Source organism: Bradyrhizobium sp. 199 (assembly GCF_023073355.1).
Taxonomy (GTDB): Bacteria; Pseudomonadota; Alphaproteobacteria; order Rhizobiales; family Xanthobacteraceae; genus Bradyrhizobium.
In genome coordinates this window covers 165,563-179,953 of record NZ_JADPJI010000011.1, presented here as the reverse complement: position 1 = coordinate 179,953, position 14,391 = coordinate 165,563, and the positions used below count along the sequence as shown (strand labels likewise).

The 14,391-nt window shown below is 63.7% G+C and carries 14 protein-coding genes and 1 tRNA gene; 9 read left to right on the top strand and 6 right to left on the bottom strand.

Translation table 11 applies throughout. The features are described 5' to 3' along the window. Positions 1–11 precede the first annotated feature (11 nt). The 4 genes from IVB28_RS28445 to IVB28_RS28430 all read left to right on the top strand — a co-directional run bounded on the left by IVB28_RS28445 (position 12) and on the right by IVB28_RS28430 (position 4,248). On the top strand, positions 12–326 hold the full coding sequence (locus IVB28_RS28445) for a metalloregulator ArsR/SmtB family transcription factor (protein WP_247530722.1): 315 nt from the start codon (positions 12–14) through the stop codon (positions 324–326). Then, entirely contained in the window at positions 319–789 is a 471-nt protein-coding gene (locus IVB28_RS28440) for an SRPBCC family protein (protein ID WP_247530721.1), read from the top strand. The genes IVB28_RS28445 and IVB28_RS28440 overlap by 8 nt, the downstream gene beginning before the upstream one ends. Continuing rightward, entirely contained in the window at positions 786–1,298 is a 513-nt protein-coding gene (locus tag IVB28_RS28435; RefSeq protein WP_247530719.1) for an SRPBCC family protein, read from the top strand. The genes IVB28_RS28440 and IVB28_RS28435 overlap by 4 nt, the downstream gene beginning before the upstream one ends. A 718-nt stretch (positions 1,299–2,016) precedes the next feature. Next, on the top strand, positions 2,017–4,248 hold the full coding sequence (locus tag IVB28_RS28430) for an ATP-binding protein (protein WP_247530718.1): 2,232 nt from the start codon (positions 2,017–2,019) through the stop codon (positions 4,246–4,248). A gap of 331 nt (positions 4,249–4,579) precedes the next feature. Here IVB28_RS28430 and IVB28_RS28425 read toward each other — a convergent pair whose 3' ends face one another. The 4 genes from IVB28_RS28425 to IVB28_RS28410 form a co-directional block, all read right to left on the bottom strand. Beyond that, on the bottom strand, positions 4,580–6,187 hold the full coding sequence (locus IVB28_RS28425) for an acyl-CoA synthetase (protein ID WP_247530716.1): 1,608 nt from the start codon (positions 6,185–6,187) through the stop codon (positions 4,580–4,582). A gap of 125 nt (positions 6,188–6,312) precedes the next feature. Beyond that, complete coding sequence (locus IVB28_RS28420; RefSeq protein ID WP_247530714.1) at positions 6,313–7,452, bottom strand: epoxide hydrolase family protein; 1,140 nt, start codon at positions 7,450–7,452, stop codon at positions 6,313–6,315. Positions 7,453–7,509: 57 nt separating this feature from the next. Next, on the bottom strand, positions 7,510–7,965 hold the full coding sequence (locus IVB28_RS28415; RefSeq protein ID WP_247530712.1) for a GatB/YqeY domain-containing protein: 456 nt from the start codon (positions 7,963–7,965) through the stop codon (positions 7,510–7,512). 33 nt (positions 7,966–7,998) lie between these two features. Continuing rightward, positions 7,999–8,727, bottom strand: a complete 729-nt coding sequence (locus IVB28_RS28410) for an alpha/beta hydrolase (RefSeq protein WP_247530710.1) — start codon at positions 8,725–8,727, stop codon at positions 7,999–8,001. A 145-nt stretch (positions 8,728–8,872) separates the two neighbouring features. Here IVB28_RS28410 and carA point away from each other — a divergent pair, with 145 nt between their 5' ends. Together carA and IVB28_RS28400 are read left to right on the top strand one after the other, a co-directional pair. Beyond that, positions 8,873–10,063, top strand: coding sequence for a glutamine-hydrolyzing carbamoyl-phosphate synthase small subunit (carA, locus tag IVB28_RS28405; RefSeq protein ID WP_247530708.1), 1,191 nt, complete (start codon positions 8,873–8,875; stop codon positions 10,061–10,063). Positions 10,064–10,372: 309 nt separating this feature from the next. Then, the gene (locus IVB28_RS28400; RefSeq protein WP_247530706.1) at positions 10,373–10,894 is read left to right on the top strand and encodes a cupin domain-containing protein; all 522 of its coding nucleotides are present in this window, start codon (positions 10,373–10,375) and stop codon (positions 10,892–10,894) included. 126 nt (positions 10,895–11,020) lie between these two features. Here the strand turns inward: IVB28_RS28400 and IVB28_RS28395 are convergent, their stop codons facing one another. Next, the gene (locus tag IVB28_RS28395; protein ID WP_247530705.1) at positions 11,021–11,545 is read right to left on the bottom strand and encodes a DNA starvation/stationary phase protection protein; all 525 of its coding nucleotides are present in this window, start codon (positions 11,543–11,545) and stop codon (positions 11,021–11,023) included. A gap of 114 nt (positions 11,546–11,659) precedes the next feature. Here IVB28_RS28395 and IVB28_RS28390 point away from each other — a divergent pair, with 114 nt between their 5' ends. Next, a complete protein-coding gene (locus IVB28_RS28390) occupies positions 11,660–12,361 on the top strand; it encodes a class I SAM-dependent methyltransferase (protein ID WP_247530703.1) in 702 nt (233 codons plus the stop codon). A 54-nt stretch (positions 12,362–12,415) separates the two neighbouring features. Beyond that, a tRNA-OTHER gene (locus IVB28_RS28385) sits at positions 12,416–12,491 on the top strand. A 112-nt stretch (positions 12,492–12,603) separates the two neighbouring features. Here IVB28_RS28385 and IVB28_RS28380 read toward each other — a convergent pair. After that, the gene (locus tag IVB28_RS28380) at positions 12,604–12,975 is read right to left on the bottom strand and encodes an ArsR family transcriptional regulator (RefSeq protein ID WP_247530701.1); all 372 of its coding nucleotides are present in this window, start codon (positions 12,973–12,975) and stop codon (positions 12,604–12,606) included. A gap of 111 nt (positions 12,976–13,086) precedes the next feature. On the opposite strand from IVB28_RS28380, the gene IVB28_RS28375 reads away from it, so the two are divergent. Further along, entirely contained in the window at positions 13,087–14,256 is a 1,170-nt protein-coding gene (locus IVB28_RS28375; protein WP_247530699.1) for an MFS transporter, read from the top strand. Positions 14,257–14,391: the final 135 nt, after the last annotated feature.

Below are 14,391 nucleotides of genomic sequence, written 5' to 3'. Positions count from 1 at the left end.
TATTATCTGCCATGGATGAGGTCTTCAAAGCGCTCGCCGATGCCTCGCGACGCTCGCTCTTGGACCGGCTTCACGCCAGGAATGGCCAGACGCTGAACGAACTCTGCGAGGGCCTCGCGATGACGCGGCAGGCCGTGACCAAGCACCTTGCGATTCTGGAGGAGGCCAATCTGGTCACCGCCGTCAGGCATGGCCGCGAGAAGCTGCACTACCTCAATCCGGTGCCGATCCACCAGATCGGTGAACGCTGGATCAAGAAATTTGAGCGCGGCAAGCTCGCCGCGCTCGGCGAGTTGAAACGCCGGTTGGAGAAGCGCGATGAGTAAGCCGCAATTCGTCTATGTGAGCTATATCGAGACCACGCCTGAAAAATTGTGGGAGGCGCTGACGTCGAGCGAGTTCACCAGGCAATACTGGTTCGGCGCCGAGGTCAGGTCGGACTGGAAGATCGGCTCGCCCTTCGCGCTCCTGCTGGACGGCGAAGTCACGGATGCCGGCGAGATCCTGGAAGCCGATCCGCCGCGGCGCCTGTCCTACAGCTTCAAGCACCACAAGTTCGAAGAACTCCGGGGCGAGCCGATCTCGCGCGTCGTCTTCACCATCGAACCGTTCGGCTCGCTCGTGCGTTTGACCGTGCTGCATGACGGCTTCATCGAGGGCGGCCAATATCTCGGCGCCATCTCCAGCGGCTGGCCGGCGATCCTGTCCCAGCTCAAGAGCCTGCTCGAGACCGGCAAGCTGCTTGGCATTCCACGCGCAGCCTTGAACAAAGGATTCGATGCAAAATGAACCTCAATCAATTCAAGCCGCTCACGGTCTACACCATCTACATCGCCTCCACGCCGGAGAAGGTGTGGGAAGCGCTGACCTCGGCGGAGTTCAGCCGAGAGTACTTCTCCGGCTTTGCGGTTGAGATGGAGTCGAAACTCGGCGGCAAGCTCATCGTGCGCGCACCTGATGGGTCCGAGCACATTTCGGGAGAAGTGTTCGAATACGATCCGCCAAAGAAATTGACGGTGACGTGGAACGTCAACTGGCCCGATCTCGTCGAGAAGCTCGGCACCACGCTCGTCACTTACGAGATCGAGCCCGCCGGCGAAGCCGTCCGCCTCACCATGAGCCAACGGCACGACCGCGAGCTCAACGACGATATCCTCTCCGGCGGCCGCACCGGCTGGCCGGCGATCCTCTCCGGATTGAAGAGCCTGCTCGAGATGGGCAAGGCGCCGCAGATCAAGATGGAACCGCCAGTGAAGATGCTGGAAGCGCTGAAGGCAATGGGGATCAAGACGCCGTAGTGGCCGGAATCTGCGCTGTTATCGCTTTTTCACCAGCGGCGGCTGAATCTCGTCGATCTTTCGACGGCAATCCGATTCCGACTCGTGCGGGCCCGAGACAAAGGTCCCGCTGACCTTAATCGCGTACCAGCCCGACTCCACGCCGAGCCGGAGTGCTTCGTCTGTCTTGACGTGCCGTGGGGAGAGAATTTGCATGAGGTGCTTTCGGTTGGCGTTCGATCTCATATCGAACTGTGGTGGAACTATCAGGCATCCGCAGGCATGCGCCTGGCGCGTCCGGCTCGCCTGCGCGAACCGGCAATAAGCGCAACAAGCGCCGCTACGATGGCGTGATGAGCAGGCTCCGCAGGTGTGAGGAATGAGCCGTTTCACGTCCCGCGCGCTTGGTCATGGCGCCGCGTGTACGCAGGGACGACCGGACTTTCCAACATTGGCGCACCGTGCGCGCAATCACTGCAATTAGCTATCGTTTTCTCGCCCGCGCCGCGCCTTTGAAGCGGCTTTATCGCGATACTAGCGCCGCCGCGCTCCGGCGCAACTTGATGCCGGATAACGGAACGGGGCGACGACGCCCGCCCTTGAGAGGTCGCGGGGCGGCTCGAATTCTTTAATCTTCTGCGCGATTTTCGAGCGAATTCCTATGGACTGAGCAGACGATAATCCGCAAGTTTTGCCATTCGAAGCAGCACGCGCGTTGACCAGAGCGGACCGCCCACCGATGAGCCTGCGTACCCGACTACTGATCCTCGTCATCGCGGCCATGCTGGTGCCGGCGATCCTGGTCGGGCTGCGCTTCGTGCAGAACAGGTCCAGCGAGATCGACGCGGCGCTGGCCAATCTGGCCGCATCTGCCGACGATATCGCGAGCGATCTGGGCGAGAAGATCCAAGGCACCGCCCAGCTTCACTATGGTCTCGCCCGTGCCCGCGACCTCGACACGCGCGACAAGGTGGCGTGCTCGGCGTTTCTGTGGGAAGTGCGCGAAGAATACCCGCAGTACACGGGCATATTGACCATTGATCCGAACGGCAGCCTGTTTTGCGACTCGCTGCGGACCAACCGCACGCTCGACCTGAACGACCGCGCCTATTTCAAAGAGGTCAAGGGTCTTCACGGCGTCGTCGCGGTGGAACCGGTGTTCGGCCGCCTCACCGGACTGGCCGTGCTCCAGATCGCCTACCCGGTGCGTTCAGAGGCGGGCGCGCTGAAGTTTGTGCTGCTCGCGTCCTTCAACCTGAACAAATTCGCGGAATTTCACGACAAGCGGCTGCTTGCCGAGAAGGACATCCTGCTCGTCGACGCCAAGGGTACGGTCCTGGCCGCCCCCAAGGGCGGCGGCTGGAGCGAGCCCGTCGGCGGGTCCATTGCGGGCTCCGATCTGTTCCGCTTTGCGGCAGCGCCCGATGGCCAGCCATTTCGGGAGATCGCCGACCGCGCGGGCCGCACGCAGATCTGGGGCGTCGCCCGCGCGCCCTCGATCCGCAAGGCCGGCCTCTACATCCTCGTCGGACGGTCCAAGGACGGGCTGGTCGCGGCGGCAAACCGCCGGCTCTATGAAGACATGGCGATTCTCGCGGTAGCCTTGCTGCTGCTCCTGGCCGGCCTGTGGATCCTCACGACGGTGAGCATCGGACGACAGGTCAGGCGGCTCGCCGTTATGGCGAAGAGACTCGGGCGCGGCGATCTCAGCGCGCGCATTCCAGAGCCCCATCCGGGCGGCGAACTCGGCGGATTGATGACGCTGCTCAACAGCACGGCAGAGTCGCTCGAGCAGCAGCGCACCGCGATCGCAGACCTCAGCCACAAGCTCAGCCAATCCCAGAAGATGGAGGCCATGGGCCAGCTCACCGGCGGCGTGGCGCACGATTTCAACAATCTGTTGACCGTCATTCTCGGCAACTCGGAGCATCTTGCCGACAGGCTGGCGGGAAACAAGGAATTGCACCGGATCGCCGGCGACATCGCGAGCGCCGCCGAGCGCGGCTCCGACCTGACCAAGAGCCTGCTCGCCTTCGCCCGCAAACAGCCGCTCCGGCCGCGAGAGATCGACATCGCCGAGAAGGTTCTCGGCATGGAGCAGCTCTTGCGTCGGACCCTGGGCGAGCACATCGAGTGCCGCTTCGCGTTCGAGCCGGATCTGTGGCAGGCCAGCGTCGATCCCGGCCAGTTGACGACGGCCGTACTCAACCTCGTGCTCAACGCGCGCGACGCGATGCCGGAAGGCGGCAAGTTGACTGTCGAAGTCCGTAACAGCTCGCTCGGTGAATCCGATCTCGACGTCAATGGCGAGCCGCGGCCCGGCGACTACGTCATGGTGGCCGTGACGGATACCGGCAGCGGCATGAGCTCCGAGGTGGCGAGCCGCGCCTTCGAGCCGTTCTTCACGACCAAGGAGGTCGGCAAGGGGACCGGCCTTGGCCTGAGTATGGTCTACGGATTTGCACAACAGTCCGGCGGACTTGTGCAGATGCAGTCCGAACCGGGACACGGCAGTGTCGTGAGGCTGTTCTTTCCCCGTCTGGCAACACCGCCGAGCGAGGCTCAGCCCCCGGCGGAGCAGGCCGTCGCCCAAGCCGGACACGAGACCATTCTTCTCGTCGAAGACGACGACATGGTTCGAGCCTACGTCGAGAGCGAGCTCAGGACGCTGGGCTACCGGGTCATCGCGACGTCGAATGGACCCGCAGCGCTGAACGTGCTGCGTCAGCCCGGGGACATCCAGTTGCTGTTCACAGACGTCGTGATGCCCGGCGGCATGTTCGGGCCGGAGCTTGCGAGGCAGGCAACCGAGCTCCGGCCCGCACTCAAGGTGCTCTTCACGTCCGGCTATAGCCAAAACCCAGTCAAGACACCCGACGGGATCGGCGAGGCCCGCATTCTGACCAAGCCATTCCGGCGAAACGATCTTGCGGCGATGCTGCGCTCTGCCCTCTCGGAGTCATCGCGCTAGATCGCGAGCTGGAGCGCCATGGCGAAATTGGCCGCGAACAGACCTGCGTCGATGACGAAGATCCGGAGCATCGGACCTTTCAGCACCGGCCAGTAAGCCACCCCCGACTCGGCCTCCGCGCATCAGTACCGGCAGATTGTAGGCGAACTGGCTGAAGGCGCTGCTCGGGCGAGCGCTTCCACGTCAGCAGCTTGCGCTCCAGCAGCAGACCGAGCGGCCGGCTGAGGGCTTGCTTGCAAATGCCGAGAACCTCGAGCAGCGAGCCGATCGCGATATCGGGCCGGCGCGGTGAAGTCCCGCGGCTCGAGATGTCTTTGCCACCGCTGAGATCTCAGCCCTTCGCCCGCAGTTCGCGCCGGAGCACCTTGCCCGTCGCCGTCATCGGCAGCGTCTCGGCGAATTCGACGAAGCGCGGATATTCGTGCGCGGCGAGCTGCACCTTGACGAACTCCTGGATCTCGCGTGCGAGTGCGGTGCCGGTAAAGCCGGGGCGCAGCACGATCCAGGCCTTGATCGATTCGGTGCGGATCGGATCGGGAATGCCGACCACCGCCGCCATGGCCACCGAGGGATGCTTCATCAGCGTGTGCTCGATCTCGGACGGGCCGACGCGATAGCCGGCGGTGGTGATGACATCGTCCTCGCGGCTGACATACCAGAAATACCCGTCCTCGTCCTGCACGCCGAGATCGCCGGTGAGCAGGAATTCGCCGGCATATTTCTTCGCCGTCGCGTCCGGATTGCGCCAGTACTCGATCATCGTGCAAGGGCAAGGCTGGCGCACGCCGATGATGCCGAGGTGTCCGCGCTTCTGCTCTTCACCCTTGTCGTTGACGATGCGGACGTCGAAGCCCGGCGTCGCCTTGCCCATCGAACCCGGGCGGATCGGAAACAGATTGGAGTTGCTGCCGATCACGAGATTGCACTCGGTCTGACCGAACACCTCGTGCGCGTCGATGCCGAAGATCTCGCGCACCCAGCCCAGCAATTCGCCGCCGAGAGATTCACCACCGGTGAAGATGCTGCGCAGCTTGACGCCGGGATGCTTCACGCCGGCCTGCCGCATCAGCTTCAGTGCCGTCGGCGGCAGGAAGACGTTGCGGACGTCGAGATCGGCCATCATCTGCATCGCCGCCTGGGGCTCGAATTTTCGCGCGCGGTGACCGACCAGCGGGATGCCGTGATACCAGAACGCGAACAGGCCGTTGACGAGGCCGCCGATCCAGGCCCAATCCGCCGGCGTCCACATGAGATCGCCCGGGCGCGGCAGGAAGTTGTGACACATCTCCACATTCGGCAGATGGCCGAGCACCACGCGGTGCGCGTGCAGCGCGCCCTTCGGGTTGCCCGTGGTGCCCGAGGTATAGATGATCAGCGCGGGATCGTTCGCGGAGGTGTCGACCCGCGCGAAATCGGGCGACGCCATCTTCACCGCATCCCAAAACGATGTCGTGCCTGCCGGCGTGCGCTCGCCAACCACATAGACGTTCTTCAGCTCCGGCAAGCGATCGCAGATCTTCGCAAGCTTCTCCCAGCCGCCCTCGTCGGTGATGATGGCCTTGGCCTCGGAGTTCGACAGGCGGAATTCCAGCGCGTCCTCGCCGAACAGCGCGAACAGCGGGATCGAGATCATCCCGGAGCGGAACGCTGCCATATGCGCGATCGGCAGCTCCAACGATTGCGACAGAAACACCGCGACGCGGTCGCCGCCGGAAAGCCCATCCGCCCTCAGCACATTGGCGAAGCGGCGCGACATCTCCGCAACCTCGTCGAAGGATGTGCGAGTGATGGCGCCGTTCTCGTCGACATAGACCAGCGCGAGCCGGCCGGTGCCGTCGGCATGCCGATCGCAGCACGCGTCAGCCATGTTGAAGCGCGCCGGGATGTCCCAGCGGAAATTGCGGTAGAGTTCGTCGTAGGTCTTGGCTTCGGTAAGCATGGTCGTTTCCCGGCAGCGTCGTCATGGCGGGGCTTGTCCCGGCCATCCACGTTCTTGTTGCCTGGCGGTCACTTTAAGGACGTGGGTGCCCGGGACAAGCCCGGGCATGACGGCCGACTGCGTAGCTACCGCACCGTCCGGAAGAACTTCCTGACCTCACCGACATACAGCTCCGGCTGCTCGAATGCGGCGAAATGACCGCCCTTCTCCATCTCGCTCCAATGCGTGATGTTGTGGAAGTTCGGCTCCATCCAGCGTCGCACCGGCGTGATGATCTCCTTGGGGAAGGCGGCCACGCCCGTCGGCACCTTGACGACCGGCGTTGTGCGGCGCTTGCCAAAACTTTCCCAGTATAGCCGCGCCGAAGAGGTCGCTGTCTCCGTCACCCAGTAGAGCATGACGTTGTCGAGCAGTTCGTCCCTGCTGAAGATGTTCTCGGGATGACCGCCGCAATCCGTCCAGGCCCAGAATTTTTCCAACATCCAGGCCGCCTGGCCGCTCGGTGAATCGGTCAGACCGTAGCCGAGTGTCTGCGGCCGCGTCGATTGCTGCTTCGAATAGCCGGAGTCGAGGTCGACATAATGCTTGAGGCCGGCGAGCGCCCGCTTCTCCTCCGCCGTCGGCTCGCCCTCGACTTTCGGCGCTGCGTTGAAGGCAAGCGTGATGTGGATGCCGGCGCAATGCTCGTCGTCCTGCATGCCGAGCGAAGTCGTTACCGCCGAGCCCCAGTCGCCGCCCTGCGCGCCATAACGAGCGTAACCGAGCCGGTCCATCAGCTTGGCCCAGGTCGCGGCAATGCGATCGACGCCCCAGCCGGTCACCTTGGGCTTGGCAGAGAAGCCGAAGCCCGGCAGCGAGGGACAAACCACATGAAATGCATCGGCTGGATTGCCGCCATGCGCGGCTGGATCGACCAGCGGCGCGATCACCTTCTGGAATTCCACGATCGAGCCCGGCCAGCCATGGGTGATGATCAGCGGCAGCGCGGACGGCTCCTTCGAGCGCGCGTGGATGAAGTGGATGTCGAGCCCGTCGATCTCGGTGGTGAACTGCTCGAAGCGATTGAGTTTTGCTTCGCGCGCACGCCAGTCGTAGCCATCAGCCCAGTAGGTGCAGATCTCCCGGATCCATTGCAGCGGCGCGCCCTGGCTCCAGTCGTCGACGAGCTCCGCCTCAGGCCAGCGCGTGCGCGCGAGGCGCGATTTGAGGTCAGTGAGGATGTCGTCGCTGATGGCGATGCGGAACGGTTTGATGGCGCCGGTCATCGTGCCTCCCCTTCTTATCGTTCCGGGGCGCGCGAAGCGTCGCCCCGGAATGACGGCCTAGCCCGACAGCGCGGCCTTCACCAAGCCGCTCGCCTTGCCGAAGTCCATCTGGCCCGCGTACTTCGTCTTCAGCACCGCGATCACCTTGCCCATGTCCTTCATGCCGCTCGCGCCCGCCTCGCCGATCGCATCCGCGATAGCGTTCTTGACCTCGTCGTCGGCCATCTGCTTCGGCAGATAAGCCGAGATCACCGCGATCTCCTCGCGCTCCTGGGCTGCGAGCTCGGCGCGTCCGCCTTTTTCATAGAGTTCGACCGACTCCTGGCGCTGCTTGATCATCTTTTGAAAGACGCCGAGCAGCTCGGCGTCCGACAGCGGCGGCTTGCCGTTGCCGCGGGCCTCGATGTCGGCGTTCTTGATGGTCGAGTTGACCATGCGCAGCGTGGACAGCTTGCGCTCGTTCTTGGCCTTCATGGCCTCCTTGACCGCATTGTTGATGTCGTCGCGCAGCATGATCGTGCTCCCCTAGAATATCCGACGCCTGATCTAGGCCGTTCGCGCCCCTGAGACAACCTCGGTTCCGAGCCATTCGGTCAGCGCCCGTGCCGTCGCCTCCGGCTGCTCGGCTTGCGGCAGATGTCCGCAGCGCGCGATGACTATGAGCCTTGCGCCGGCGATGGCCTCGGCCATCTCCGTCGAGAACGCATTCGGAATGGTGTTGTCGGCATCGCCCGTCAGCACCAATGTCGGGCAGGTGATGGCCGACAGTGTCGGGCGCGAATCCACCCGTGCGATGATCGCGGTCTGCTGCCGCAGATAGCCTTCGACGCCGACATCCTCATCCTGCGCATGCACGAGCTTGAGAATGTCGGCATCACCGCGCCGCGACGGATGCACGAGCTCCGGAAAACTCTCCTCGCGGACCGCGCGGAGCTCGCCGCGCCTGGCGCGCTCCATCAGGGCACGGCGGCGCGCGGTCGCCTCCAGCGTATCGGGCCGCGCCTGGGTATTGATCAGCGCGAGCTTCAAAACCCGCTCGGGTGCCTGACGCATGATCTCGAGCGCGATGTAGCCGCCCATGGAATGGCCGGCGAGCGCGAAACGCGGCGGCGCCTCGCGCAGCACCCGGGCGGCGATCGCCGCCATGCTGTCGTCGCGGATATGGTTGGCAATCATCACCGGGCCGAACCGCCATAGCGCCGGGATCACCGGGGCGTAGATCCGGGCCGAGGACGCCAGCCCCGGAACCAGCAGAATCGGGGTGGTCTGGTCCATTATTGCCTCGCAAGCGGCTTAATTGCCGGAAATTGTGCGGCCGAGCTTAAGTGCCGGAGACGGCCTGTCAAATATGCAAAAACGCATGTGAATCGTGCCTCTCCCGCTTTGACGGCGGCGCTCGCGGGGACTATGAAACGCGCTCATGACACAACATGACAACGATCCCGCCTGGCCGGACCACAAACCGACCGCGCTCCTCGTGCTTGCCGACGGCACGGTGCTCGAAGGCTTCGGTCTCGGCGCCGAAGGCCACGCCGTCGGTGAAGTCTGCTTCAACACCGCGATGACCGGCTATGAGGAGATCCTCACCGATCCCTCCTATGCCGGCCAGCTCATCACCTTCACCTTTCCGCATATTGGCAACGTCGGCACCAACGACGACGACATCGAGACGGTGAACATGGCGGCGACGCCGGGCGCGCGCGGCGTGATCCTGCGCACCGCGATCACCGATCCCTCGAACTACCGGGCCACCAAGCATCTCGACCAGTGGCTGAAGGCGCGCGGCATTATCGGCCTCTCTGGCATCGACACCCGCGCGCTGACCGCGCTCATCCGCAGCAAGGGCATGCCCAATGCCGTGATCGCGCACGCCAAGAACGGCGAGTTCGACCTGCACGGCCTGAAGGAAGAAGCACGCGAATGGCCGGGCCTCGAGGGCATGGACCTCGTGCCGATGGTCACCTCGGGCCAGCGCTTCACCTGGGACGAGACGCCCTGGATCTGGGACAAGGGCTTTGGCCGCCAGGACAAGCCCGAGTTCAACGTCGTCGCCATCGATTACGGCATCAAGCGCAACATTTTGCGCCTGCTCGCCGGCGTCGGCTGCAAGGTGACCGTCGTGCCGGCAACGACGTCATCCGAGGACATCCTGGCGATGAAGCCGGACGGCGTGTTCCTGTCAAATGGTCCGGGCGATCCGGCTGCGACCGGCAAATATGCCGTGCCTGTCATCAAGGACGTGATCAGGTCGGGCACGCCGACCTTCGGCATCTGTCTCGGCCACCAGATGCTGGGCCTTGCCGTCGGCGCCAAGACCAAGAAGATGCATCAGGGCCATCATGGCGCCAATCATCCCGTCAAGGACGAGACCACCGGCAAGGTCGAGATCACCTCGATGAACCACGGCTTTGCCGTCGACGAGACGACGCTGCCCAAGGGCGCGACGCAGACCCACATCTCACTGTTCGACGGCTCCAATTGCGGCATCCAGCTCGAGGGCAGGCCGGTGTTCTCGGTGCAGTACCATCCCGAGGCCTCACCGGGCCCGCGCGACTCGCACTATCTGTTCCAGCGCTTCGCCGACCTGATGCGGCAGAAGAAGAGCGCGTAAGACGCGCTCTCGTGCCCCGCGCAGTGCAGCGCGCCGCTCTTCGCGGCGTGATGCGCTGCTGAACCGAGCCCATGCTTGCGGCTCTCTAAAGCGCGTTGCGATTAGGATCAATCGCCATTTCGCTTTAGGTTGTTGTTTAAGCATGATCTTTTCGGAAAACCGCGGCGCACTTTTCCGGATCATGCTTTAGGTCCCGGCTCTGCGCGGCAGCATTGCACGCTGCAGCGCGTCCGGGACACCAGTCCCGCTGAGGAACACCGTGACAAGACAGAATGTTGTCCCGCTGTCGTTTTGCAGCCGGAGCCCATCATGTCCGTCGTCCGCGACAATGCCGAGCCGCTCGCGATCGTGTTCGAGGATGACGGGCTCGTGCCTAACAACATCCGTCCGTTCCTAGTTTACCAAGGCGCGGTGAAGCTCGATCTGGAGCAGCCGGAAGCGACCGTCGAGAATCTGTTCGAAGCGAACGGCTGGGGCCGGACGTGGCGCAATGGCGTCTTCGACTATCTGCACTATCACGCGACGGTGCATGAGGTGCTCGGCGTTGCGCGCGGCAGTGCGCAGGTCCGCTTCGGCGGCAACCACGGCCAGGAGCTCCAGATCAAGGCCGGAGACGTCGCGATCCTGCCTGCCGGCACAGGGCATCAATGCATCAAGGCGAGCGACGATTTCTGCGTGATCGGCGCCTATCCGCCGGGCGCGAAGATGGAGATCACCAGGGCGACGCCGGAGAACCACGCGAAAGCACTACAGACCATTCCAAACGTCGCGCTGCCACCGGCCGATCCTGTGACGGGCAAGGATGGGGCGTTGATGCGATTGTGGCGGTAGTCGCAACGACGTGCCATAGGATGGGCAAAGCGAAGCGTGCCCACCAATGATCCGCTGACGACAGGCAAATGGTGGGCACGACGCGCGAAGAGCGCGCCTTTGCCCACCCTGCGCAGCGGGCCTTGCTTACGCCTCGTTGCCGCCTTCCTGTCTTGTGGCTTCGAACAGGAACCAGGTGCGGCGCTCGGTCTCGTCGATGAAGTTCTCGAGGATGCTGGCACTGGCGATGTCGTTGGCGTCGTCACAGACCTCGTGCGCCTTGCGCATGGCCGCGGCGACATGCTTGTTGTCCTGCATCAGTTCGCGCAGCATCTCGCGCGGCGGAACGTAGTCCTCGTTGTTGTCCTTGATAGTCTGGAGCTTTGCGACCTGGCCGATCGATTTCAGCGTAGTGCCGCCGATCTTGCGGACGCGTTCGGCGAGCTGGTCCGTGGTGGCGAAGATCTGGTCCGACTGCTCGTCGAGCAGCAGATGGTAATCGCGAAAGTGCCGCCCGCTGATGTGCCAGTGGAAATTCTTGGTCTTCAGATAGAGCGCGAAGGCATCGGCCAGAAGCACGTTGAGCGCCTCCGAGACTTTCTTGACGCCCTCGGGCGACAGATCGGTGGGGGTATCGAGATCCGGGGAGACCTTGTTGTTGGTTTTGCTCACGGGAGACCTTCCTGTTAGGACGCGGACATTGACGGCGCGCCGTCGCACCCCTAACGCAAGGCGGACAGCGTCGGTTCCTCTAACGGAACCGTTTGGCCGGGATCCTCGAATATCATGGACGATTGGATCGATTATTACGACTCCACGCATACGATCTACGTCAGCAAGCTGCATCGCGACTTGCACTTCCAGATCATCGCGCGGGACATTATCGGCTACATCTCCTCACCGGATGCGACCGTGCTGGACTATGCCTGCGGCGAGGCGCTGTCGGCGAGCCAGGTGGCCGCTCGCTGCGGCAAGCTGATCCTCGCCGAGCCTGCGCCCGGGGTGCGCGGCCGGCTGATCGCGCGGTTTGCTCCGAACACCAAGATCCGCGTCCGCTCGCTCGACGACGTCCGCAACATGCAGGACCAGTCGATCGACCTCGTGGTGATGAACTCGGTCGCGCAATACATGGCGCCGGACGAGCTCGATACCGCGCTCCTCAACATCCACCGCATCCTGAAGCCCTCCGGCAAGCTGGTGCTGGGGGACATCCTCCAGCCCAACGTCGGCATGTTCAGGGACGTGATGGCGCTGCTCGGGTTCGGCCTGCGCCACGGCTTCCTGAAGGACGCGTTGATCGGACTGATCAGCACCGCGCTGTCGGATTACCGTCACCTGCGCACACGTATCGGGCTGCAGCGCTACAGCGAGGAGGAGATCACCGCCAAGCTGAGGGCGGCCGGATTCGCGGTCCAGCGCGCGCACGCCAATATCGGCCACAATCGCTGGCGCATGACCTTCATCGCGCGGCCGCCGCTGGTTCGTTAAGCATAACAATTAGCCGTTGTAGCTTGTCGCACTGCAATCGGCGATGATCATTTCGGCCCGGTGGCGGAAGCGTCTACGCGAGGGCGGTGCAACGCTCTACATCCTGGTTCAAATCCAGGCCGGGTCTCCACGCTTTGCCCCTGCGGGGCTACGCGTTGCGCAGCCGCGCAAGACCCAGAGGGGCGAAGCGTGTCCGGCGTAGCTGGAGCGCAGCGAAAGCGAAGACGGACTTTCTCCGCGGCTCAATCTGCTTCGACCACATCGCAAGTGTCGATCAACTCCAGCCGCTCCGCATCTCTGGCCGCGGATTTGAGCACGGCATCGAGCAGGCCCGGAAATCGCGCATCCAAATCCTCGCGCCGCAGCCGCATGAAGCGGTTGGTGCCCGCCACACGCGTCTGCATCAGGCCGCATTCGCGCAGCTTGGCGAAATGATAAGCGAGGTTGGACTTGCCGCTGAGCGCGTAAAAGTCGCTGCAGCACAGTTCGCTGCTGACACGTTCCTGCCGGGCAAGCTGGTAGACGATCGCCAATCGGATCGGATCGCTCAGACAATCCAGGACCGTCGGCAGCTCGATCTGCTCGCGGGTGGGATGGAGAGGTGTGCGGCTCATGAGGAGGAATCATAGCGAACTGGCCCTAATGTTCAATAGTTCTTGAACCAATTGACAGCGAAACCGCCACGCTCGATAGTTCAATAAACGTTGAACATAAGGATTTCTCCCATGAGCGTGTTCTGGCTAGCCTTGGCGGCCTTTGCGATCGGCACGGAAGGCTTTGTGATTGCAGGACTTTTGCCGTCGATCGCCTCCGACCTCACGATATCGGTCCCGGCCGCCGGCCAATTGGTTACAGCCTACGCTCTCACCTACGCCGTGGGCTCACCGATCCTGGCGGTGACGCTGAACAACGTCGACCGGCGCACTGTGCTGGCCCTGGCGTTGACGACCTTCATCGCCGGAAACCTCGCGGCCATGGTGGCCTCCAACTACGGGCTGCTGCTGGCCTCGCGGATGCTGATGGCGCTGGGTTCCGGACTGTGCATGCCGACGGCGCTCGCGGTATCGGTCGCCGTCGCCTCCCCTGAAAGACGCGGCCGCGCGGTGGCGCTGGTCACGTCGGGGCTTACGATCGCGACCGTCATCGGCGTTCCCCTCGGCAATCTGGTCGGCAGCCTGCTCGGCTGGCGCGCAACCTTTGCCATGGTGGCCCTGATCGGCGCCGTTGCGCTCGCGGGCCTCCTGCTCGGCCTGCCCCGCGGACTGCCGCGAAACACGGCCTCGCTGGGCGAACGGCTGGCGGTGGCGCGTCACGGCAATGTCCTGATTGCGCTTCTGATCACGATTTTATGGGCGCTCGGTGCCTTCACCGTGTTCACCTATTTCGCGGTCCCGTTGCGCGGCCTTGGCTTCGACGCTTCACAAATCAGCCTCGCCTTGCTGGTGTTCGGCGCCGCCGCCGCGATCGGCAACATGCTCGGCGGCCTTTTGGCCGACAGGCTGGGCACCATCGCCACGGCGGCGCTGGGCCTGACCGGCATGGCCAGCGCGCTTTTCCTGCATTCGCTGGTGCTGAAGTTTCTCCCCGACCAGGCACATTATGCGATCCTGGGCCCGATCTTCCTTCAAGGCATCGCGGGCTGGGCGTTCTATCCGGCCCAGGTCGCGAGCATCATCCGGATCGACCCGCAGGCCTCGATGGTTGCGCTCTCCATCAATGCCTCGGCCATGTATCTCGGCTTTGCCATCGGTGGCGCCTTGGGCGGCGCCGTGCTTGCGGGCTGGAGCCCGGCAGATCTCGGCTGGGTCGGCGGCTTGAGCGTTTCGGCAGCCCTTCTGCTGCACCTCGCCCGTGGCTGGCAGGCCCGGCCAAAACCGGTCAAAATTGCCGGTTGATGGGTGTGTTTCGGGGTTTCGCCGCTCCAAAAACTGGTCTAAGACCCACCCGCGCGCAAGGGAGACCACCGCGCTCTCGGCCAAAGGGACGCGCAGCAGCGCGCCCTTTTTTTGTGCCCAAATTCCAGTCCGGCG